Below are 21,079 nucleotides of genomic sequence, written 5' to 3'. Positions count from 1 at the left end.
GCGCAGCTAGACTGTCGGGCTGCCGACTTCTGCCCCACTGGATGCCTGATGAACTTCCGAACCATTCTGATTCTCGGCGCCTTGAGCGCATTTGGTCCGCTGGCGATCGATTTCTACCTGCCGGCCTTCCCGGCCATGGCCCTGGCTTTCGGGACGGACGAAAATCACGTTCAGATGACGTTGGCAGTGTACTTCCTCGGCTTGTCCATCGGTCAGTTGGCCTATGGCCCGGTGGCGGATCGTTTCGGGCGACGCATTCCTTTGCTCATCGGTGTCGGTTTGTTCACCGCCGCATCCGTGGCGTGCGCCTTTGCGCCGAATCTTGAATGGCTGATCGGCGCGCGTTTCATCCAGGCGTTGGGCGGCTGCGCGGGTATGGTGATTTCCCGGGCGGTGGTCAGCGACAAGTGTGATGCGGTGGGGTCGGCGAAAGTTTTTTCGCAATTGATGCTGGTGATGGGACTTGCCCCCATCCTCGCGCCATTGCTGGGTGGGTTGTTGGTCAACACCACAGGCTGGCAGTCGATCTTCCTGGCCTTGACCGGTTTCAGTGCGCTGGCGGGGCTGGCGGTGGCGACGGGATTGCCGGAAAGCATGCCGGCCCATATGCCGCGTCAACCGTTGTCGGGTGCGCTGCGTCAGTACGGCCGGTTGCTGGCTGACCCGATATTTCTTGGCCATGCATTGACCGGGGGCATCGCCATCGCCGGGATGTTTGCCTACATCGCCGGTTCACCCTTCATCATCATCAAGCTCTACGGCGTTGCGGCCGAGCATTTCGGCTGGCTGTTCGGCATCAATGCGGCGGGCTTCATTCTGGTGGCGCAGGTCAACGCGCGGTTACTGGCCAAGCGTGGCCCGACGTTCTTGCTGGCGCGCGCAGTGTGGGTTTATCTGACGGCCGGTTTGGCCCTGCTCGCTGTCAGCTCGCTGCACCCGGCACAATTGTGGCCGCTGCTTATTCCATTGTTCATCTGTATCGCCAGCCTCGGTTGCATCAGTCCCAACGCCGCGGCCTGTGCGATGAGCGGGCAGGGCGCACGGGCCGGCAGCGCGTCGGCGCTGCTCGGTTGTCTGCAATTCAGCGTGGCTGCCGGCGCCTCTGCGCTGGTGGGCGTGCTGCACGACGGCAGCGCCGTGCCGATGGCCATGGTCATCAGCCTGTGTGGAATTCTGGTGGTGAGCGCAGCGGTGCTCACCCGGCGTTTGCAAAATGCCCGGGCGCTGGCGCAAGCCCAGGTTTGAGGCTGGAGTCAGCCGGCTGCACGCTGCGGGAGGAGGATGGGGATCTGGTGAGGGGCCTGGATGCGGGCTTCAAGGGTACGCGTGAAAGCGCGAGCTTCTGCTTCGCTGCGGAACGTCACAGCGTGTTGGTCAAGGCGGACTTGCCACTGGGATTTTGCCAGTTCTTTTATCAGGATCTTCATAGCCGATCTCCTCTCGCAAAAGATGTCTCGTAAAAGATGTCTCGTAAAAGACGTTACGCAAAAGAATGCCTCGCAGGAGATTCGATTGTAGTCCCGTATACGGTCACCATTGTGACAAGGATCAACTGTCGGACTGACGGTTTGTAACCAAAAAAACACGGCTTTTCTGGGGCGGCCACAGAGGCTGTCTACGACCGGGATTGCCCGGTCGCAGTCGGAAAACAGCAGAAGTCGATGAAATCAGCGATGGTTTTTTTCAGCGCTTCAGAACCCTTCCAGCACAATCTTGCCCTTGGCCTTGCCGCTTTCCAGCAGGGCATGGGCACGGCGCAGATTGGCCGCGTTGATCGTGCCGAAGTGTTCGCCCACCGTGGTTTTCAGTGTCCCGGCATCGATCAGCCAAGCGATGCGATTGAGCAGGTTGTGTTGCTCGATCATGTCCGCGGTTTCAAACAGCGAACGGGTGTACATGAACTCCCAGTGCAGTGACAGGCTCTTGCGTTTGAGCTTGGTCACGTCCAGCGACTTGGGGTCATCGATCAGCGCCAGTTTGCCCTGGGGTGCCAATGCCTCGATCAATTGGTCCAGATGCTGGTCGGTTTGCGTCAGGCTGGCGACGTGGGTGACCTGATCCACACCGGCACGCTTGAGTGCTTCGCTCAGTGGCTGGCCATGGTCGATGACCAGATCGGCGCCCAACTCTTTCACCCAGCTTTGGGTTTGCGCACGCGAAGCGCTGCCGATGACTTTCAGGGCCGTCAGTTGGTGAGCGAGTTGCGTAAGAATCGAGCCCACGCCGCCCGCCGCGCCGACAATCAACAGGCTCTGGCCTTCAGCGGTTTTGCCTTCGCGTACTTGCAGGCGCTCGAACAACAGTTCCCAGGCCGTGATCGCGGTGAGCGGCAGGGCAGCGGCCTCGGCGAAACCCAGGGTCTTTGGCATGTGGCCGACGATGCGCTCGTCCACCACGTGCAACTCGCTGTTGCCGCCCGCACGCGCGATGGAGCCGGCGTAATACACCTTGTCGCCGGCCTGGAACAGCGTCACCTCACTGCCCACGGCCTTGACCACACCGGCCACGTCCCAACCCAGTACCTTGGCCGCGCCGCCCTCAGGCTGGACGTTCTGGCGCACCTTGGTGTCTACCGGGTTGACCGAGATGGCTTTGACTTCCACCAGCAAGTCGCGGGGGCCGGCGACCGGCTCCGGCAGTTCGATGTCTTGCAGAGCCTTGTCGTCACTGATCGGCAACGAGGCGTAGTAGGCAATGGCTTTCATGGGCGGCTCCGGAACACTAATAAAGAAGAGATTCGATGGGGCAGATGATTGGCTATTTCTCCTGAAGATAAAACCAGCTAAAAGAGCAGTCTCTTTCAATATTTTTTTGATAATCGGTGCTCTGATGCTGCGTTTCGATGACTTGCAGTTGTTTGTCCGGGCGGCGGACCTGGGCAGTCTGTCCGCTGCCGCGCGGGGCATGGACATGTCGGCGGCGGTGGCCAGTGCGGCGCTCAAGCGCATCGAACAGCAGCTCGGCGCCCGATTGTTGGCCCGTTCGACCCGCAGCCTGCGCCTGACCGCCGAAGGTGAGGGCTTTCTCGAATACGCCCGCGCGGCCCTGAGCAATCTCGACGAGGGCCGGCGATTGCTGGCCAGTGGTCAGGACCAGGTCAGCGGGGTGCTGCAACTGTCGGCACCTTCGGACTTTGGCCGCAACCTGCTGCTGCCCTGGCTCGACGAGTTTCAACGCGAGCATCCGAAGCTCACCGTGCGCTTGCTGCTGGGGGACCGCATCGCCGACCTGTTTCGCCAACCGGTAGACATTGCCCTGCGCTACGGAGAACCGGAGGACTCCAGCCTGGTGGCGCTACCTATCGCCCCGCAGAACCGCCGGGTGTTGTGCGCCGCTCCCGGCTATCTGGCCCGGCATGGCGAGCCGCGGCATCTGGAGCAACTGGCACAGCACAATTGCCTGTTGTACATGCTCGGAAGCCGGGTCCACGATCACTGGAGTTTTCACGACGGCAAACGCGAAGTCAGCCTGACCGTCAGCGGCGATCGTTTCAGCGACGATGCCGATGTCGTGCGCCTTTGGGCCGTGGCAGGTGCCGGGATCGCTTACAAGTCCTGGCTCGATGTGGCCGCCGATGTTCTGGCCGGTCGCTTGAAGGTGCTGATGCCGGAGCTGCTCTGTGAGCGCGCACCGTTGAATCTGTTGTGCGCCCATCGCGCACAATTGAGTAAGCCGGTGAACCTGTTGCGTGAAATGCTTGCCAGACGATGCGCCCTTTTGAGCAGTCAATTTCCGGGCTTATCGGATATCGATCATTAGTCGCACGAAAAAAGAGAAATTTCCCTCAGGAACGATCACCACCTACACCGGGCGGAGGAAAGGATCCGCCGAGCAACCCGCATATACTAGCGCCCTCATCATGTCAGTAGCGTCGATCCCCAATGGCGGGTCCACGTTCGAGTCGGCCCGGCTGCACGGTCATCCTTCTGGCCTACGCAGCATCGGCCAGGCAGCGCAAATGAGTGAGCAAGGCGTTGCCGGGCTTATGGCAGTTTCCACGGATTGGCCGACGACACATTACTGGTCAAGATTTCTCTGGGCAGTAGACGAAACGATTCAACAGGGAGTGAATACATGGAACATGCACCTTGCATCAGCCAGATCGCCACGTTGCTGGCTGACCCAAAGCGCAGCGCAATGATGTGGGCCTTGATGGATGGTTCGGCGCGAACAACCGAAGAGTTGGCATTGCTGGCCGGCCTGTCATCGTCGTCGGCCAGTGCACACTTGGGGCGTTTGTCCGCCGGAGGTCTGCTGAAGGTTGAAAACCGCGGCCGCAAACGCTTCTTCCGCCTGGCCGCTCCCGAGGTCGGGGCGGCAATCGAAGCACTGGCCAGCGCGACCTTCGCCAGCGCACCCCAGGATATTCCGGACGTATTCAAGCGTAATTCACCGCTGGTCAAACCCCGGGCGGTGCGTTCGCCATTGTTGAGTGCCCGGCTGTGCGACGATCACTTGGGGGGCACCCTGTCCGCCGATCTGTATCAGCGACTGCTGGAGGCAGGCTGGATCGAGCACTTGGATCAGCGGGTCACGGTCACGCTCAAGGGCGCGACGGAGTTGGCGGCACGTGGAGTGTTCGTCCAGGCGCTGGCTCATCACAACGGCAGGGTTGCCTGCGCCTGCCCTGACTGGAGCGAAAGACGCCCGCACTTGGGTGGTTCGCTGGGCGCGGCATTGTTGCAGCTGTTCATGCAGTCGGGGTGGTTGAGCCTGCCCAACGATTCCCGAGCCTTGCAGGTGACGGCTTCCGGGCAACGCGAGATCTATCGCTTTGCCCTGGAAACCGAGTTGGAAATGGCGCTGTAGGAGCCGGCTTGCCGGCGATGGCGGCCTCTCATCCAGCATCAATACTGGAGGTGATGGCCTTATCGCTGGCAAGCCAGCTCCTGCAAGGGTTTGCCTTTGCCTTTACGGTTTCACCAACCGCGCATCGAGACTGTTCTGCGCCAGGAGTTTGGCCTGATCCTGGGTCATGCCCAGGTGGGTGTGCAGCGCATGGAAGTTCTCGGTGACATAACCGCCGAAGTACGCCGGGTCATCGGAGTTCACGGTCACTTTCACGCCGCGTTCCAGCATGTCGAGAATGTTGTGCTGCGACATGTGATCGAACACGCAAAGCTTGGTGTTCGACAACGGGCACACGGTCAGCGGGATCTGCTCGTCGATGATTCGCTGCATCAGGCGCTCGTCTTCGATGGCCCGCACGCCATGATCGATGCGCTGGATCTTCAGCAGGTCGATGGCTTCCCAGATGTACTCGGGCGGGCCTTCTTCGCCGGCGTGGGCGACGGTCAGGAAGCCTTCGTGACGGGCGCGGTCGAACACGCGCTGGAACTTGCTTGGCGGGTGGCCCATCTCGGAGCTGTCCAGGCCCACGGCGACGAACGCATCGCGGAACGGCAGCGCCTGGTCGAGGGTTTTCTGCGCTTGGTCTTCGCTCAGATGGCGCAGGAAGCTCAGGATCAAACCACTGGTGATGCCCAGTTGCTGCTCGCCATCCTTCAGCGCGGCTGCGATGCCGTTGAGCACCACTTCGAACGGGATGCCACGGTCGGTGTGGGTCTGCGGGTCGAAGAACGGTTCGGTGTGAATCACGTTCTGCTCTTTGCAGCGCAGCAGGTACGCCCAGGTCAGGTCATAGAAATCCTGGGACGTGCGCAGCACATCGGCACCCCGGTAATACAGGTCGAGGAACTCCTGCAGGTTGTTGAAGGCATACGCCTTGCGCAAGGTTTCGACGTCGTTCCATGGCAAGGCAATCTTGTTGCGCTCGGCCAGGGCGAACAACAGCTCGGGTTCCAGCGAGCCTTCCAGGTGCAGGTGCAATTCTGCCTTTGGCAGGGCGTTCAGCCAGTCGTACATAATTCTTTTCTCATCAGGTGCAATGGTCGCCATTCTACAGAGGGTTGCCGCAACAATTGGTAAAACCTGACCAGGCGGTTCATCACACCGTTTCCAGTTCCCGTCGATAAGCGTAGGTATCGGCGAAGCGCGAGAGCAGGAACTCGGCGCAGGCGGTGGCCGGATATTTCGCCGGGTGCAATGCATCCTGACAACCGGGCAGGCATTCGATGGGGGTGTCCGGGTGCGGCTCGGCGAAGAACGGCATCGAATAACGATCCACACCGAGCGGGCTGATCACCCGGTGCGGCGTCGACAGGTAACGGTCGTTGCTCCAGCGCGCCATCATGTCGCCCAGGTTGACCACGAACGTACCTTCGATCGGCGGCGCGTCGATCCATTCGCCTTTGACGTTGCGTACCTGCAAGCCACCGGCGGCGTCCTGATAGAGCAGGGTGATGCAACCGTAGTCGGTGTGCGCCCCGGCACCTTGCTGATCTTCGGAGCTGGCGGTGTGGCGCGGCGGGTAATGAATCATCCGCAGCACGCTGACCGGGTCATTGAAGCGTGTGTCGAAGAAGTCGCGCTCAATCCCCAGCGCGATGGTCATGGCCCGCAACAGCGTTTGCGCGAGGGCCTGCATGTCGACGTAGTGCTGTTCCATCAACGCTTCCCAGCCGGGGATGGACGGATGGCGATTGGGGCCACGCAAGGGTTTTTCCGCCAGTACTTCAGGGTGCCCGGCCGGCAGGTGCAGGCCCATGTCGAAGGTTTCCTTGAGGTCGCTGGGTTTGCTTGGGTCCAGTTGCTCGGTGGCGATGGCGCCGTAGCCGCGATGGTGACGGGTCTGGGTGATGTCGATCTTGAGCTTTTCGGCGGTGGGTTGGGCGAAGAAGCGTTTGGCGTGATCAAGCAGGGCGTTGATGCGAGCCGCTGAAATCGGATGGCCCTTGATGTAGAAGAAACCCCACTCGCGGCAGGCGAGGTCGATTTGCCCGGCCACGGCTGGCCAGGCGGATGGGTCTTCGCTGTAGAGCGGGGTGATGTCGATGATCGGAAGGCTATTCATGCGCAATCCTTAAGAACGCTGAAGATCCAATGTGGGAGTTGTGCTGTGGCTGAAAATTTACTTCGGAATCTCGGCCTTCATGCCTTCCACGTAGTAATTCATCGACGCCAGTTCCGCCGTGGTCGCGCTCACACCCGCCGGGATTTTCTCGATCCCGGCCTGATCCTTGATCGGCCCGGTGAACAGTTGCAGCGCACCGCTCTTGATGTCGGCGATGAGTTGCTCGGCTTCGCTCTTCACCGTCGCCGGCACCAGGTCGCTGATCGGCAGCTCAACGGTGCCTTCCTTCAAACCGCCCCAGTAGTCCTGGGGTTTCCAGTCATGGTCGATCACGCTCTGGGTTGCCTGGACGTAGTGCGGGCCCCAATCGTTGACGATGGAGGTCAGTACCGCTTTCGGCCCGAAGTGCGCCATGTCCGAAGCGTAGCCCACGGCATACACGCCGCGACGTTCGGCGGCCTGGATCGGCGCGGGGCTGTCGGTGTGCTGGAACACCACGTCCACGCCCTGGTCGATCAGCGCGTTGGCGGCGTCCGCTTCCTTGCCAGGATCGAACCACGAGTTGACCCACACCACCTTGATCTCGGTGCCGGGGTTGTACTTGTTCAGGGCCAACTGGATGGCGTTGATGTCGCGGATGACTTCCGGGATCGGGAACGAAGCGACGTAGCCGATTTTCTTGGTCTTGGTCATCTTCGCCGCGAGGAAGCCGCCGACGTAGCGACCTTCGTAAGTGCGCGCCAGGTAAGTGCCTAGGTTCTTGTCCTGCTTGTAGCCGGTGGCGTGTTCGAAGGTCACCTTGGGAAACTGTTTGGCGACTTTCACGGTCGGGTTCATGTAGCCGAAGGAGGTGGTGAAGATCAGGTCGTACTTGTCCTTGGCCATGTTGCGGATCACCCGCTCGGCGTCGGCACCTTCGGCGACGTTTTCCACGTAGTTGGTGGTGATCTGCGAGCCGAATTTTTCCGCGAGTTCCTTGCGCCCCTGTTCATGCTGATACGTCCAGCCGTGGTCACCGATCGGACCGATATAGACGAAGCCGACTTTCAGCGGATCGGCGGCTGCGGCGGTCAGGCTGGCGCTCAAACCGATGGCTGCCGCAACGGCGCAAAGCAGCTTCTTCAACGGACGTTTGTGCATGAATTGGAACTCCATTTTGTTGTGAGGTTGGCTGGGCTCTCTGGCTTGCACAGGGCAATGCAAATTGCTGACCAACAAGACAACAAAACATGAATCCGCGGTGATGCTATCGCGAGCAGGCTCGCGACAGGTCCTTGAAGTCCGATAACAGTGCATGTCCTTGCACAGCTGCCATCCACTGGTGCGCCAAGCCAGATGGCCTTGACCCTCCACAAAACCAATGTGGGAGCGAACCTGCTCGCGAAGGCGGAGTGTCAGTCGACATCGTCAGTGACTGAAATACCGCCATCGCGAGCAGGCTCGCTCCCACAGTTTTAATCGGTGTTGTATCAGGTCCCGGCGATCAGCTGCCGCGCCGCCTGGCTGTGATCAGCAATCAACCCTTTCAGATCCAGCCCTTCGACCTGCCCATCGATCACCCGCCACTTGCCGCCGACCATCACTCGATCCGCGCGATCAGCGCCACACAGCAGCAACGCCGAGACCGGATCATGGCTGCCGGAGAAACGCAGTTCATCGAGCTTGAACATCGCCAGGTCAGCCTGCTTGCCCACCGCCAACTCGCCGATATCGGTACGGCCCAGCAGGCTCGCCGAACCCTTGGTCGCCCAGCCCAACACGCGTTCCGGAGTGATCTTCTCGGCGCCGTAACGCAGACGCTGGATGTACAACGCCTGACGCGCTTCGAGCATCATGTTCGAGGCATCGTTGGACGCCGAACCGTCCACGCCTAAACCAAGCAGGGCACCGGCATCGGTCAAATCGATGCTCGGGCAGATGCCCGAGGCCAGGCGCATGTTCGAACTCGGGCAATGGCAAATGCCGGTGCCGGCGGCGCCGAGGCGGGCGATTTCGTCCGGGTTGAAATGGATGCCATGGGCCAGCCAGGTGCGCGGGCCGAGCCAGCCAACACTGTCCAGATAGTCCACGGTGCGCAGGCCGAAGCGTTGCAGGCAGAAATCTTCTTCGTCGAGGGTTTCTGCCAGGTGGGTGTGCAGGCGCACGTCGAGTTTGTTCGCCAGTTCGGCGCTGGCCGACATGATTTCCGGGGTCACCGAGAACGGCGAGCAGGGTGCCAGGGCGATCTGGATTTGCGCGCCGTCACCGCGTTCGTGGTACTCGGCGATCAGGCGCTGGCTGTCGGCGAGGATCACTTCGCCTTCCTGTACGGTCTGTTGCGGTGGCAGGCCACCGTCCTTTTCACCGAGGCTCATGGAACCGCGGGTCAGCATGGCGCGCATGCCCAGTTCACGAACGCTCTCGACCTGCACGTCGATCGCGTTTTCCAGACCTTCCGGGAAAAGGTAGTGATGGTCAGCCGCGGTGGTGCAACCGGACAACAGCAACTCCGCTAACGCGACCTTGGTGGCGAGGGCGAGTTTTTCCGGGGTCAGGCGTGCCCAGACCGGGTACAGGGTTTTCAGCCATGGGAACAGCGGCTGATTGACCACCGGCGCCCAGGCGCGGGTCAGGGTTTGATAGAAGTGGTGATGGGTGTTGATCAGGCCCGGCAGGATCACATGCTCGCGGGCATCGAACACTTCATTGCACGGCGCGGACGGTTGTTGACCGGCACCGAGTACTTCGACGATCAAACCGTCTTGCAGCACCAGGCCGCCACGGGCATCGAGACCGTTGGAGGTGAAAATGGCGAGGGGATTTTTTAACCAGGTACGGGTCGCAGGCATGTTGGCCGGCTCCTCTGAAAGTTGGGTTCAGGGTTGCCAGCTCAGTGTTGCCCTGTCTGCTGATCCAGGTTCGCCGGGGAGGCGAGGTGCGAAGTGTCGATCAAAACGCTCTGGCGGGCAAGCCCAACCCGACAGGACAACACCCCCCCCTGTGGGCGGCGGTGATTACCAGGGAATGGTTTCGCCCCGGTAATTGATGAAGTGATGCCCGCCCTTGCCGACATACGCATTCACCTGATCGACCAGGCCACGGGTGCTGGTTTCCACGTCGATGTCCGCGCCTTCACCCCCCATGTCGGTTTTCACCCAGCCCGGGTGCAGCGACAGCACGGTGAGACTGGTTTCGCCCAACTGAGTGACGAAGCTGTTGGTCATGGAATTCAGCGCCGCCTTGCTGGCTTTGTACAGTGCCAGCTCCGGCGCATCGGGCATGGTCACGCTGCCCAGCACCGAACTCATGAAGGCCAGCACGCCGGTGTCCGGGCGCAGTTGCTCGACAAAACGCTGGGCCAGGTTGATCGGCGCCACGGCGTTGGTGAAAAACAACTGGCCGACTTCGGCCATTGTCGCGCCGCCGTTCGGCGTCTGGACTTCCGGCCCCTTGACCCCGGCATTGACGAACAACAGGTCAAACACATCGCCCTTGAGTTGTTGGCTCAGGGCTGACACCGCCGGCTGATCGTCCATGTCGAGCTTTTCGATTCGCACATCGCCCAGGGCCTGCAAGGCTTCGGCTTTTTGCGGGTCGCGCACGGTGGCGGTGACTTGCCAGCCATCGGCCAGCAGGGTTTTCACCAGCCCGAGGCCAAGCCCCCGGGAGGCGCCGATGATGAGTGCGGTTTTTGCCTTGGACATGAGTGGCTTCCTTGAAAATTCAGAGTCGTGGATTCAATGGACACTGTTGCCCGAGCCGTTGTTGCAACTCCTCGCGCAGCGCGCCGAGTTCGGCCATGCGGGCTTCGATCAGTTTGAGTTTGTCTTGCAGCAGTTGCGTGACGGCGCTGTCCGGATCGGGCGATTGCCAGATTGTAGCCACGCTGTTGCCGATCTCGCCGAGGGTAAAGCCCAGTCGTTGAGCGGTCTTGATGTATTGCACCAGTTGCACCATGTCTGGCGGATAGTCGCGATACCCGTTGGCACTGCGTTGCGCCGCAATCAACCCGCGCTGCTCGTAAAAGCGCAGCGTGTCGCGGCTGACGGCGCTGGCCTGGGCTAATTCACCGATGCGCATCATGACGTCTCGAGGGGGCTTGACCCTGGAGCATACTCCAGGCTTTAGCCTTGTTGCTCCCTGAATTGATGGAGCAATGTCGATGTGGACTACAACGCAATATCGCCGGTTGGTGCAAGGCAGTGCCTGGTACGACCTGATCGTGACGGTCGCGTTTGTCACACCGTGGAGTTTTGCGGCGTTGCATGGGGTTTTGACGGGAGTGAGTCAGGCGTTGAGTTTGCCCGGCGAGCTGCCACCGTTCGAACCGGTGCACATGTTGATGGCGAATTTGTTGGGCTCGATTGTCTGCGTATGGGCGGTGCTGCGGATTCGTGATCCGCAGCAGGTTTATGGGCGGTATGACGCCGTGGCCAGGTTCCTGTTCTCGGCCTGGCAGGCATATGCCCTGGTTCATGGCGCGAGTTCGTTGCTGGTGGTTTTCCTGGTGTTTGAATTGGCGTGGGGCGTGGCTCAGGTGTTGCCTGTTCGGACGCTTTCGCGAGCAAGCCCGCTCCCACATTTGACCGAGTACACACCCATCCAATGTGGGAGCGGGCTTGCTCGCGAAGAGGCCCGCCCAAACAACCACTAATGCCCAGCCTGCCACGGCTGCCCCAACGAAACCGGCGCGTACAACCGTGTCCGCAGCGCATCCCGTGACAGCAGCACCAGCACCACAATGGTCGCGACATACGGCAGCATCGCCAGCAGACTCGACGGAATCGCCAGCCCCAACCCCTGCGCCACCAGGTGCAGGATGCTGGCGAGCCCGAACAGGTACGCGCCGAGCAGCAGGCGCCACACCCGCCAACTGGCGAACACCACGAGCGCCAGGGCAATCCAGCCGCGCCCGGCGCTCATGTTCTCCGCCCACATCGGTGTGTACGCCAGGGACAGATATGCCCCGGCCAACCCGGCCATCGCACCGCCGAACAACACTGCCAGCGTGCGCACCACCAACACCGGCAAGCCCATGGCGCTGGCCGCATCCGGGTTTTCCCCGACCGCCTGGATGATCAGCCCGACGCGGCTTTTCAGAATCACCCAAGCCACAAGCGCAAACAGCGCGAACGACAGATACACCAACAGGTCCTGGGCAAACAGCATTCGCCCGATCAGCGGGATCTCGCTCAAATACGCAATCGCCATCGGCTCGAACCCCGCCAGCGGCTTGCCGACCCACGCCGCACCGACGAAGGTCGACAGGCCTACGCCGAAAATCGTCAGGGCCAGACCGGTGGCCACCTGATTGGCGTTGAACACCAGCGCCACCAGGGCAAACAGCGACGACAGCAGCATCCCGGCGAGCATCGCCAACAACACGCCGAGCCACAGGTGGCCGGTGTTGAACGCGACGATGAAACCGATCACAGCACCAAACAGCATCATGCCTTCCTGGCCGAGGTTGAGGACGCCGCTTTTCTCGCAGATCAGTTCCCCCAGCGCCACCAACAGCAACGGCGTACCGCAGCGGACCATGGCGTAGAAAATATTGCTCAGCAGATCGATATCCATCACAGCGCTCCTGCTTGTACGGTGGTGGTTTGGGCGCGGCGGGTCCAGCGCAGGTTCAAGCGCGGTCGGTAGAGGATCAGTACATCGCTGGCCAGCAGGAAAAACAGCATCATGCCCTGGAACAATTGGGTGATCGCTTGCGGCAGGTTCAGGCTCATTTGTGCGCTTTCGCCGCCGATGTACAGCAGTGCCATCAACAGGCTGGAAAACAGGATGCCGACAGGATTCAGGCGGCCGAGAAATGCCACGGTGATCGCCGCATAGCCGTAGCCCGGCGAGACCTGCGGCACCAGCTGGCCGATGGGGCCGGTGACTTCGCACACACCGGCAAGCCCTGCCAGGCCGCCGCTGATCAACAGCGCGAGCCAGATCAGGCGCTTCTCGCGAAAGCCGACGAAACCGGCGGCACGCTTGTCCAGCCCGAGCACCTTGATCTGGAATCCGACAAAGCTTTTCTGCAACAGCACCCACACGGTCACCAACGCGAGCAGGGCGAAGTAAACCCCGGCGTGGACCCGGCCATCTTCCATCAGCAACGGCAAGCGGCTGGCGTCGCCGAACATCGCCGATTGGGGGAAATTGAAACCTTCCGGGTCTTTCAGTGGACCGTGCACGCAATACAGCAAAAGGTTCAGGGCGATGTAATTGAGCATGATGCTGGTGAGGATCTCATTGGCGTTGAAGCGCGTGCGCAACCACGCCGTCAGCCCGGCCCATGCTGCTCCGGCCAAGGTGCCGGTGAGCAGGATCAGTACCAGCGCCCAGCGGCTTTGCATCTCGATGATGTTCACCGCCAGCGCACTGCCGGCCAACGCGCCGAGCAGCAGTTGACCTTCGGCACCGATGTTCCAGATGCGCGCCTGATAGGCGACGGCCAGGCCCAATGCGCAGAGCAGAATCGGCAGGGCCTTGACCAACAATTCGGAGACGCCGTACAGGTCGCTGACCGGCGCGATCAGCAAGGTGTGCAAGGTCAGCAGCGGGTCATGCCCGAGCGCGATAAATAACAGCGATCCACAGCCCAGGGTCAGTGCAGCCGCCAGCAACGGCGAGCACCACAGCATCAGGCGCGATTGCTGGCCGCGGGGTTCAAGAGAAAGCAGCATGTGACACTCCGTTAACGCGAGGCGGATGCGAGTGATTGAGGGGCACCGAACTGGCCGGCCATCCAGCCGCCGACATCGCTCAGGCGCGTGTCGACGGTGGCGTGGAGCGCGGACAGCCGACCGCCACACAAGGCGCCGAGGCGGTCGCTGATCTGGAACAGTTCGTCGAGGTCTTCGGAGATCACCAGGATCGCCGCGCCGGCATCGCGCAAGGCAATCAAGGCGCGGTGAATGGTGGCGGCCGCGCCGACGTCCACGCCCCAGGTCGGGTGTGCGGCGACCAGTAGTTTCGGTCGCTGAAGGATTTCCCGGCCGAGGATGAATTTTTGCAAATTGCCCCCGGACAGGCTGCGGGCCGGCGACTGGCTATCGGGTGTCTTGACCCCGAAACGGCGGATAATTTCCTCGGCCAGTGCTTCGACGTTGCCGCGCTGGATCAGGCCGTTACTCACCAAGCCTTGCTGGAACGCTGTCAGCAACGCGTTGTCCGCCAGGCTCAACTCCGGCACCGCACCATGGCCCAGGCGTTCCGCGGGAACGAACGCCAGGCCGAGTTGGCGGCGAGCATCGGGACGCAAATGGGCGACGGGCTCCTGGCCAAAACGGATCGTCGCGCTGGCGTTGCGGGGCAGCCGCTCTTCGCCGCTGAGCAAGGCTAGCAACTCATCCTGGCCATTGCCGGCGACACCGGCGATGCCGACAATTTCACCGCGGCGCACTTCGAGGTCGATGTTGGTAAGCGAGCAACCGAACGGGTCCGGGTTGTGCCAGGACAAGCCACGGACATCAAGGAATGCATCACCTCCAGTAACCTTCGGATAGTCTGCGATCAACTCCGCCGCTTCACCGACCATCAAGCGCGCCAGTTGCTGATCCGAACATTCGGCCGGCACGCAATGCCCGGCCACCCGACCGCCTCGTAAAACCGTTGCGCTGTGGCACAACGCACGCACTTCCCCAAGCTTGTGGCTGATGAACAAAATGCTGCAGCCTTCGGCGGCGAGCCGGCGCAGGGTGGCGAACAAGTCGTCGGCCTCCTGCGGCGTCAGCACCGAAGTCGGTTCATCGAGAATCAACAGGCGGATGTCCTGCATCAGGCAACGGATGATTTCCACCCGCTGCCGTTCACCGATCGACAGGCTGTGGACAAGTCGCTCCGGTTCCAGCGCCATGCCATAGCGCCGGGACACCTCGCGAATCTTCGGCTCAAGCTGTTTGGGTGTGCCTGCCGCCGCACCCATGGCCAGGGCGATGTTCTGCGCCACGCTCAGGGTTTCGAACAGCGAGAAATGCTGGAACACCATGCCGATTCCCAAACCCCGGGCCTGAGCCGGGTTGCGCAGGCTCACCCGCTGACCTTGCCAGATCACCTCGCCGGAATCGGCACGGGTGACGCCGTAGATGATCTTCATCAGCGTGCTTTTGCCCGCGCCGTTTTCGCCGAGCAGGGCATGGATCTCGCCAGGGGCAATGGACAGGTCGATGGCATCGTTGGCCAGGCAACCGGGGTAGCGTTTGCTGATTCTGCGCAACTGCAGGCGCGGAACCGGATCGGGGATTGGAGCGTGATTGGGCATGACAGGCTCAGTGCTGTTGGACTTGTGCCTGTGGATAAAGCAATTTTCTGGCCACTAGGTCAGGAAAACCTCGAAGTCCTGCGACCAGAGGCGTTGAGTACGCAGCTTTCAGATGTGCCACGCAGAGCCCGGCACCACATGGGGGCAATGGCGCAATTCAAGCCCCGATTTTGCTCGCGCGCTTTTGCTCAAAAAATGAGCAATCGACCACAAGCCATACCGTGCAGGGCGCCGAGACGGCCATGAACGGGTTATCCACAGATTGCTCCACAGTATTTGTGTGCAAGCTCAAAGCACGGGCATAAGCACTGAGTGGCTTTCTTCTAAAGGCGATAAACCGTTGTAACTGTTTGTTTTTATTTGAATTTGATGTGCTTGATGGCAGATTGGACGAAAATTGAGCAAAGTCCGCAAAGCCGTATGACACAAGGGTTACAGCGGTATGTGCTCAGGTTATCCACAGGCGGGTGCACAGCAGATGTGGGCAAATATGGAATAAGTGAAAAATCGGCGTGCCCCAAAAGATCGCAGCCTGTGCTGAAGCGCTTTTAGCGCTGCAACAAAATACGTCCGCGACTCAAATCGGCCAGTTGTGACTGCAAGGTGTCGATCTGCGCATCGCCCACGGCCAACTGCAACTCGACACCATTAGCGGTGAAGCTTTCATCCACAACCAATCCACCAGCCTCCGCCACTCGCAGCTTGACCAGGGCCAACTCGGCAAATCCACAAGCGCAACGCAGCGGCACCCGGCTGATCAGCTCGATCTTCGGCGCCGCTTGCAGGCATTTGTTTGCACCCCCGCCATAGGCCCGGGCGAGCCCCCCGGTGCCCAGTTGGATGCCGCCATACCAGCGAATCACCAGTACCGCGACCTGATCGCAATCCTGCGCCTCTATCGCCGCCAGAATCGGCCTGCCGGCCGTACCGCCGGGCTCGCCATCATCGGTGCTGCGATACTGATCGTCGAGCTTCCAGGCCCAGCAGTTGTGCGAGGCATTCAAGTCACTGTGCTGTTCAATGAACGCCTGGGCCTCGGCCGGGCTGGAGATCGGCGCGGCGAAGGTAATGAAGCGGCTCTTGCGAATCTCTTCGCGGTATTCGCAAAAACCGCTGAGGGTAAATGGCATAAGTGCTTAGATGGCAGGTTTCAGGCCGCAGCCCTTGAGAATGATGCGGATCAGGTTGTCCCCGGCGTCTTCCATGTCCTGTTTGGTCAACCTGGTGCGCCCGGTGACGCGGCAGATCTGCGTGGCGAAGTCGGCGTAGTGCTGGGTGCTGCCCCACAACAGGAAGATCAGGTGAACCGGATCGACCGGGTCCATTTTACCGGCGTCGATCCACGTCTGGAACACGCCCGCGCGGCCTTGGAACCAGGCGCGATAATCCTGGTTGAAGTACTCGGTCAGGCATTCGCCGCCGCTGATGACTTCCATGGCAAAAATCCGCGAGGCTTGCGGCTGGCGTCGGGAGAACTCCATTTTCGCGCGAATGTAGCGGGTCAACGCTTCGGTCGGGTCATCCTCGGCGGTGAGGGTGTTGAAGGTGCTGTCCCACAACTCGATGATGTTGCTCAGCACCGCCACGTACAAACCGAGCTTGTTGGTGAAGTAGTAATGCAGGTTCGCCTTGGGCAGCCCGGCATTCAGGGCGATGGTGTTCATGCTCGTGCCTTTGTACCCGTGACGGGCGAACTCGTCTTCGGCGGCTTTGATGATGGTCTCTTCGTTTTTCTGACGAATGCGGCTGACGGGTTTTCCGCCGTGGGCAGGGACTTCAAAGGTCATAGGCACTTCCGAGAAGATGAGAGGGTGCGGCCAGTGCGTTGATAGCGCACCCACCGGCTTCAGACAAGGCCTCATACAATAAAACTCTACCCCGCCCCACAGTTTTCAACGCGTCGCCGCGAGACTCTCGAGAAAACTCTCCAGCACCAGATGGGGTCGACGCCCCTTGCGGGTGACCGACGCCAGGCTCAGGTCATAGAAACGCGTTTTGGCTTTCAACGCGCGCAACCGGCCCTGCTGCACCCAAAGACTCGCGTAGTGATCCGGCAGGTAACCGATATAGCGACCGGTCAGGATCAGGAACGCCATGCCTTCGCGGTCCGAGGCACTGGCGGTGCAATTGAGCGCTTGATAGTGAGCCTGGATCTCCGCTGGCAAACGGAAGGTGGGCGCGATGGCGTCCTGACTGTTCAGGCGTTCGTCGTCCAGCTGCTTGTCGTCGACATAAAACAGCGGATGGCCGACCGCGCAGTACAACAGCGAACGCTCGCTATACAGCGGTTGATACTCCAGCCCCGACAATGCGCTGGCCTGCGGTACCACGCCAACGTGCAGGCGACCGTCGAGCACGCCTTGTTCGACTTCATTGGGCGCGATCATGCGGATCTGGATCTGCACGTCCGGGCCGCGTTCTTTCAATTGTGCGAGGGCATGGGTGATGCGCATGTGGGGCAGGGTGACCAGGTTGTCCGTCAAGCCAATGATCAATTCGCCACGCAAGTGCTGGTGCAGTCCGTTTACCTCGGTGCGGAAGCTTTCCAACGCACTCAATAGTTGCAACGCCGATTGATAGACCTCGCGGCCTTCTTCGGTCAGGGAAAACCCGGCACGTCCCCGTTGGCACAGGCGCAGGCCGAGGCGCTGCTCCAGATCGCTCATCTGCTGGCTGATCGCCGAGCGACCGATGCCCAGCACGGTTTCCGCCGCGGAGAAGCCGCCGCATTCCACCACGCTGCGGAAAATCCTCAGCAGGCGGATATCAAAGTCGCTGACCTGGGCCAGCGGATCGGGACGGCGAGTGCTCATGCGGGTTACTCAAAAGTTTAGTAAATGGCTGACTGAACATTAGAAGAGTTGCATTTCACCGACTTTATCTCCGTGGCAATTTAGCTGCAACAACGGTTTTCAATCCTTACGCCGCTTATTGCCTTGCGAGGTTTCGCCCATGAACTTGCCTGAAAACGCCCCGACTTCCCTGGCCAGCCAGCTCAAGCTCGATGCTCACTGGATGCCTTACACCGCCAACCGCAACTTCCAGCGCGACCCACGGCTGATCGTTGGCGCCGAAGGCAGCTGGCTGATCGACGACAAGGGTCGCAAGGTATATGACTCGCTGTCCGGTCTGTGGACCTGTGGCGCCGGGCACACCCGCAAGGAAATCCAGGAAGCGGTCGCCAAGCAGCTGGGTACCCTCGATTACTCGCCAGCCTTCCAGTACGGTCATCCGCTGTCGTTCCAACTGGCTGAAAAAATCACCGACCTGACCCCGGGCACCCTGAACCACGTGTTCTTCACCGACTCGGGCTCCGAGTGCGCTGACACCGCTGTGAAGATGGTCCGTGCTTACTGGCGTCTGAAAGGCCAGTCGACCAAGACCAAGATGATCGGCCGTGCCCGTGGTTACCACGGTGTGAACATCGCCGGCACCAGCCTCGGTGGCGTGAACGGCAACCGCAAGCTGTTCGGTCAGGCGATGATGGACGTTGACCACCTGCCGCACACCTTGCTGGCAAGCAACGCTTACTCCCGTGGCATGCCGGAGCAGGGTGGTATCGCCCTGGCTGACGAACTGCTGAAGCTGATCGAGCTGCACGATGCGTCGAACATCGCGGCGGTCTTCGTCGAGCCATTGGCCGGTTCCGCTGGCGTGCTGGTTCCACCTCAGGGTTACCTCAAGCGTCTGCGTGAAATCTGCGACCAGCACAACATCCTGCTGGTGTTCGACGAAGTGATCACCGGTTTCGGCCGTACCGGCACCATGTTCGGCGCCACCACCTTCGGCGTGACCCCGGACCTGATGTGCATCGCCAAGCAAGTCACCAACGGTGCGATCCCGATGGGCGCGGTGATTGCCAGCTCCGAGATCTACCAGACCTTCATGAATCAGCCGACGCCTGAATACGCGGTTGAATTCCCCCACGGCTATACCTATTCCGCACACCCGGTGGCTTGCGCCGCGGGTCTTGCCGCACTCGACCTGCTGCAAAAGGAAAACCTGGTACAGAGCGTGGCCGAAGTCGCACCGCATTTCGAAAATGCGCTGCACGGCCTCAAAGGCACCAAGAACATCATCGACATCCGCAACTTCGGCCTGGCCGGCGCGATCCAGATCGCCCCTCGTGATGGCGACGCCATCGTGCGTCCGTTCGAAGCCGGCATGGCGCTGTGGAAAGCCGGGTTCTACGTACGCTTCGGCGGCGACACCCTGCAGTTCGGCCCAACCTTCAACAGCAAGCCGCAGGACCTGGATCGTCTGTTCGACGCGGTCGGCGAAGTGCTGAGCAAGATCGACTGATTTCTCCTTCTATATACCTACAAACAACAGGTGCTCCGAAGCGAGCGCCTGTGGACAACTTTTCAGGAGCTTCCATGAGCGTTATTCCGCATTTGATCAATGGCGAACTGGTGACCGAGAACGGTCGCGCGGTTGATGTGTTCAACCCGTCTACCGGTCAGGCTATCCACAAGCTGCCACTGGCGACCCGCGAAACCATCCAGAGCGCCATCGACGCGGCCAAGGCTGCATTCCCGGCCTGGCGCAACACGCCACCGGCCAAGCGTGCCCAAGTGATGTTCCGCTTCAAGCAGCTGCTGGAGCAGAACGAAGCTCGCATCTCGCAATTGATCAGCGAAGAGCACGGCAAGACCCTGGAAGATGCTGCCGGTGAATTGAAGCGCGGTATCGAGAACGTCGAATTCGCTTGCGCGGCTCCGGAAATCCTCAAGGGCGAGTACAGCCGTAACGTCGGCCCGAACATCGATGCCTGGTCTGACTTCCAGCCGCTGGGCGTGGTTGCCGGTATCACGCCGTTCAACTTCCCGGCCATGGTGCCGTTGTGGATGTACCCGCTGGCGATCGTCTGCGGCAACTGCTTCATCCTCAAGCCATCCGAGCGTGACCCGAGCTCGACGCTGCTGATCGCCCAGTTGCTGCTGGAAGCTGGTCTGCCTAAAGGCGTACTGAGCGTGGTGCACGGTGACAAGACTGCGGTGGACGCATTGATCGAAGCGCCGGAAGTCAAAGCGCTGAGTTTTGTTGGTTCGACGCCGATTGCCGAATACATCTATTCCGAAGGCACCAAGCGCGGCAAACGCGTTCAGGCCCTGGGCGGTGCGAAGAACCACGCGGTGCTGATGCCGGATGCAGACCTGGACAACGCCGTCAGCGCACTGATGGGCGCGGCCTACGGTTCTTGCGGCGAGCGTTGCATGGCGATCTCGGTAGCGGTGTGCGTGGGTGATCAGGTGGCCGATGCCCTGGTGGCCAAACTGGTTCCGCAAATCAAGGCGCTGAAAATCGGTGCCGGTACCAACTGCGGCCTGGACATGGGCCCACTGGTGACGGGCCAGGCGCGCGACAAGGTCAGCGGTTATGTAGAAGACGGCGTAGCTGCCGGCGCGACACTGGTGGTGGATGGCCGTGGCCTGACCGTCGCTGGTCACGAGGAAGGCTTCTTCCTGGGTGGTTGCCTGTTCGACAACGTCACACGAGAAATGCGCATCTATAAAGAAGAGATCTTCGGGCCGGTGCTGTGCGTTGTTCGGGTCAACAGCCTGGAAGAAGCCATGCAACTGATCAACGATCACGAATATGGCAACGGCACCTGCATCTTCACCCGTGACGGTGAAGCGGCGCGGTTGTTCTGCGACGAGATCGAAGTCGGCATGGTTGGTGTCAACGTACCGCTGCCGGTACCGGTGGCTTACCACAGCTTTGGCGGCTGGAAGCGTTCGCTGTTTGGCGACCTGCACGCCTATGGCCCCGATGGCGTGCGTTTCTATACCCGCCGCAAAGCCATCACCCAGCGCTGGCCGCAGCGTGCGAGCCATGAAGCTTCGCAGTTCGCCTTCCCTAGCTTGTAAGTAGAAGGGCGCAGAAGGCCGACCCATTGGGTCGGCCTTTTTGTTTGTGCGCCAGGC

General features: G+C 60.9%; 20 protein-coding genes. 6 read left to right on the top strand and 14 right to left on the bottom strand.

Translation table 11 applies throughout. The features are described from left to right. The first annotated feature begins 48 nt into the window (after window positions 1-48). Window positions 49-1,245 (top strand): multidrug effflux MFS transporter, encoded by a 1,197-nt coding sequence (locus VC35_RS27150; protein WP_046043754.1) that lies wholly within the window; start codon window positions 49-51, stop codon window positions 1,243-1,245. An 8-nt stretch (window positions 1,246-1,253) separates the two neighbouring features. Here VC35_RS27150 and VC35_RS29710 read toward each other — a convergent pair whose 3' ends face one another. Beyond that, on the bottom strand, window positions 1,254-1,427 hold the full coding sequence (locus VC35_RS29710; RefSeq protein WP_185754870.1) for a hypothetical protein: 174 nt from the start codon (window positions 1,425-1,427) through the stop codon (window positions 1,254-1,256). A 264-nt stretch (window positions 1,428-1,691) separates the two neighbouring features. Continuing rightward, window positions 1,692-2,705 (bottom strand): zinc-binding alcohol dehydrogenase family protein, encoded by a 1,014-nt coding sequence (locus VC35_RS27145; RefSeq protein ID WP_046043753.1) that lies wholly within the window; start codon window positions 2,703-2,705, stop codon window positions 1,692-1,694. 124 nt (window positions 2,706-2,829) lie between these two features. Between VC35_RS27145 and VC35_RS27140 the strand changes: the two genes are divergently transcribed. Beyond that, window positions 2,830-3,759 (top strand): LysR family transcriptional regulator, encoded by a 930-nt coding sequence (locus VC35_RS27140; RefSeq protein WP_046043752.1) that lies wholly within the window; start codon window positions 2,830-2,832, stop codon window positions 3,757-3,759. Between the two features lie 315 nt (window positions 3,760-4,074). Further along, a complete protein-coding gene (locus tag VC35_RS27135; RefSeq protein WP_046043751.1) occupies window positions 4,075-4,809 on the top strand; it encodes a helix-turn-helix domain-containing protein in 735 nt (244 codons plus the stop codon). 102 nt (window positions 4,810-4,911) lie between these two features. On the opposite strand, the gene VC35_RS27130 is transcribed toward VC35_RS27135, so the two are convergent. The 6 genes from VC35_RS27130 to VC35_RS27105 all read right to left on the bottom strand — a co-directional run bounded on the left by VC35_RS27130 (window position 4,912) and on the right by VC35_RS27105 (window position 10,972). Next, window positions 4,912-5,865, bottom strand: coding sequence for an adenosine deaminase (locus VC35_RS27130; RefSeq protein ID WP_046043750.1), 954 nt, complete (start codon window positions 5,863-5,865; stop codon window positions 4,912-4,914). 82 nt (window positions 5,866-5,947) lie between these two features. Further along, window positions 5,948-6,913: an isopenicillin N synthase family dioxygenase gene (locus VC35_RS27125; protein ID WP_046043749.1), complete on the bottom strand. Its 966-nt coding sequence runs from the start codon at window positions 6,911-6,913 to the stop codon at window positions 5,948-5,950. Window positions 6,914-6,970: 57 nt separating this feature from the next. Beyond that, on the bottom strand, window positions 6,971-8,053 hold the full coding sequence (locus tag VC35_RS27120) for a BMP family ABC transporter substrate-binding protein (protein WP_046043748.1): 1,083 nt from the start codon (window positions 8,051-8,053) through the stop codon (window positions 6,971-6,973). Between the two features lie 329 nt (window positions 8,054-8,382). Next, on the bottom strand, window positions 8,383-9,741 hold the full coding sequence (locus VC35_RS27115) for an 8-oxoguanine deaminase (protein WP_046043747.1): 1,359 nt from the start codon (window positions 9,739-9,741) through the stop codon (window positions 8,383-8,385). 165 nt (window positions 9,742-9,906) lie between these two features. After that, window positions 9,907-10,596 (bottom strand): SDR family oxidoreductase, encoded by a 690-nt coding sequence (locus VC35_RS27110; RefSeq protein WP_046043746.1) that lies wholly within the window; start codon window positions 10,594-10,596, stop codon window positions 9,907-9,909. A 19-nt stretch (window positions 10,597-10,615) separates the two neighbouring features. Further along, a complete protein-coding gene (locus VC35_RS27105; RefSeq protein ID WP_046043778.1) occupies window positions 10,616-10,972 on the bottom strand; it encodes a MerR family transcriptional regulator in 357 nt (118 codons plus the stop codon). Window positions 10,973-11,054: 82 nt separating this feature from the next. Between VC35_RS27105 and VC35_RS27100 the strand changes: the two genes are divergently transcribed. Then, entirely contained in the window at window positions 11,055-11,546 is a 492-nt protein-coding gene (locus VC35_RS27100) for a hypothetical protein (protein ID WP_046043745.1), read from the top strand. Here VC35_RS27100 and VC35_RS27095 read toward each other — a convergent pair. The 6 genes from VC35_RS27095 to VC35_RS27070 form a co-directional block, all read right to left on the bottom strand. Next, window positions 11,543-12,469, bottom strand: coding sequence for an ABC transporter permease (locus tag VC35_RS27095; protein ID WP_046043743.1), 927 nt, complete (start codon window positions 12,467-12,469; stop codon window positions 11,543-11,545). The two genes, VC35_RS27100 and VC35_RS27095, sit on opposite strands and share 4 nt — an antisense overlap. After that, window positions 12,469-13,575, bottom strand: coding sequence for an ABC transporter permease (locus tag VC35_RS27090; RefSeq protein ID WP_046043742.1), 1,107 nt, complete (start codon window positions 13,573-13,575; stop codon window positions 12,469-12,471). The genes VC35_RS27095 and VC35_RS27090 overlap by 1 nt, the downstream gene beginning before the upstream one ends. A gap of 11 nt (window positions 13,576-13,586) precedes the next feature. Beyond that, window positions 13,587-15,152 (bottom strand): ABC transporter ATP-binding protein, encoded by a 1,566-nt coding sequence (locus VC35_RS27085; protein WP_046043740.1) that lies wholly within the window; start codon window positions 15,150-15,152, stop codon window positions 13,587-13,589. A gap of 548 nt (window positions 15,153-15,700) precedes the next feature. Continuing rightward, window positions 15,701-16,282 carry an IMPACT family protein gene (locus VC35_RS27080; protein WP_046043739.1) on the bottom strand — a complete coding sequence of 194 codons (582 nt, stop codon included), beginning with the start codon at window positions 16,280-16,282 and terminating at the stop codon, window positions 15,701-15,703. 6 nt (window positions 16,283-16,288) lie between these two features. Beyond that, the gene (locus tag VC35_RS27075) at window positions 16,289-16,939 is read right to left on the bottom strand and encodes a TetR/AcrR family transcriptional regulator (RefSeq protein ID WP_046043737.1); all 651 of its coding nucleotides are present in this window, start codon (window positions 16,937-16,939) and stop codon (window positions 16,289-16,291) included. A 105-nt stretch (window positions 16,940-17,044) separates the two neighbouring features. Continuing rightward, the gene (locus VC35_RS27070) at window positions 17,045-17,965 is read right to left on the bottom strand and encodes a LysR family transcriptional regulator (RefSeq protein ID WP_007971880.1); all 921 of its coding nucleotides are present in this window, start codon (window positions 17,963-17,965) and stop codon (window positions 17,045-17,047) included. A gap of 139 nt (window positions 17,966-18,104) precedes the next feature. Between VC35_RS27070 and aptA the strand changes: the two genes are divergently transcribed. Together aptA and VC35_RS27060 are read left to right on the top strand one after the other, a co-directional pair. After that, window positions 18,105-19,454 carry an omega-aminotransferase AptA gene (gene aptA / locus VC35_RS27065; RefSeq protein ID WP_046043735.1) on the top strand — a complete coding sequence of 450 codons (1,350 nt, stop codon included), beginning with the start codon at window positions 18,105-18,107 and terminating at the stop codon, window positions 19,452-19,454. 74 nt (window positions 19,455-19,528) lie between these two features. Then, on the top strand, window positions 19,529-21,022 hold the full coding sequence (locus VC35_RS27060) for a CoA-acylating methylmalonate-semialdehyde dehydrogenase (protein ID WP_046043734.1): 1,494 nt from the start codon (window positions 19,529-19,531) through the stop codon (window positions 21,020-21,022). The last annotated feature ends 57 nt before the right edge of the window (window positions 21,023-21,079 follow it).

This window comes from Pseudomonas fluorescens (assembly GCF_000967965.1).
In the GTDB taxonomy this organism is placed as follows: domain Bacteria; phylum Pseudomonadota; class Gammaproteobacteria; order Pseudomonadales; family Pseudomonadaceae; genus Aquipseudomonas; species Aquipseudomonas grandcourensis.
This window is presented reverse-complemented; position numbering and strand designations above follow the sequence as displayed.

Coding starts and splice junctions, on each gene's coding strand:
- VC35_RS27150 (WP_046043754.1), top strand. CDS start 49: ATGAACTTCCGAACCATTCTGATTCTCGGCGCCTTGAGCGCATTTGGT.
- VC35_RS29710 (WP_185754870.1), bottom strand. CDS start 1,427: ATGAAGATCCTGATAAAAGAACTGGCAAAATCCCAGTGGCAAGTCCGC.
- VC35_RS27145 (WP_046043753.1), bottom strand. CDS start 2,705: ATGAAAGCCATTGCCTACTACGCCTCGTTGCCGATCAGTGACGACAAG.
- VC35_RS27140 (WP_046043752.1), top strand. CDS start 2,830: ATGCTGCGTTTCGATGACTTGCAGTTGTTTGTCCGGGCGGCGGACCTG.
- VC35_RS27135 (WP_046043751.1), top strand. CDS start 4,075: ATGGAACATGCACCTTGCATCAGCCAGATCGCCACGTTGCTGGCTGAC.
- VC35_RS27130 (WP_046043750.1), bottom strand. CDS start 5,865: ATGTACGACTGGCTGAACGCCCTGCCAAAGGCAGAATTGCACCTGCAC.
- VC35_RS27125 (WP_046043749.1), bottom strand. CDS start 6,913: ATGAATAGCCTTCCGATCATCGACATCACCCCGCTCTACAGCGAAGAC.
- VC35_RS27120 (WP_046043748.1), bottom strand. CDS start 8,053: ATGCACAAACGTCCGTTGAAGAAGCTGCTTTGCGCCGTTGCGGCAGCC.
- VC35_RS27115 (WP_046043747.1), bottom strand. CDS start 9,741: ATGCCTGCGACCCGTACCTGGTTAAAAAATCCCCTCGCCATTTTCACC.
- VC35_RS27110 (WP_046043746.1), bottom strand. CDS start 10,596: ATGTCCAAGGCAAAAACCGCACTCATCATCGGCGCCTCCCGGGGGCTT.
- VC35_RS27105 (WP_046043778.1), bottom strand. CDS start 10,972: ATGCGCATCGGTGAATTAGCCCAGGCCAGCGCCGTCAGCCGCGACACG.
- VC35_RS27100 (WP_046043745.1), top strand. CDS start 11,055: ATGTGGACTACAACGCAATATCGCCGGTTGGTGCAAGGCAGTGCCTGG.
- VC35_RS27095 (WP_046043743.1), bottom strand. CDS start 12,469: ATGGATATCGATCTGCTGAGCAATATTTTCTACGCCATGGTCCGCTGC.
- VC35_RS27090 (WP_046043742.1), bottom strand. CDS start 13,575: ATGCTGCTTTCTCTTGAACCCCGCGGCCAGCAATCGCGCCTGATGCTG.
- VC35_RS27085 (WP_046043740.1), bottom strand. CDS start 15,152: ATGCCCAATCACGCTCCAATCCCCGATCCGGTTCCGCGCCTGCAGTTG.
- VC35_RS27080 (WP_046043739.1), bottom strand. CDS start 16,282: ATGCCATTTACCCTCAGCGGTTTTTGCGAATACCGCGAAGAGATTCGC.
- VC35_RS27075 (WP_046043737.1), bottom strand. CDS start 16,939: ATGACCTTTGAAGTCCCTGCCCACGGCGGAAAACCCGTCAGCCGCATT.
- VC35_RS27070 (WP_007971880.1), bottom strand. CDS start 17,965: ATGAGCACTCGCCGTCCCGATCCGCTGGCCCAGGTCAGCGACTTTGAT.
- aptA (WP_046043735.1), top strand. CDS start 18,105: ATGAACTTGCCTGAAAACGCCCCGACTTCCCTGGCCAGCCAGCTCAAG.
- VC35_RS27060 (WP_046043734.1), top strand. CDS start 19,529: ATGAGCGTTATTCCGCATTTGATCAATGGCGAACTGGTGACCGAGAAC.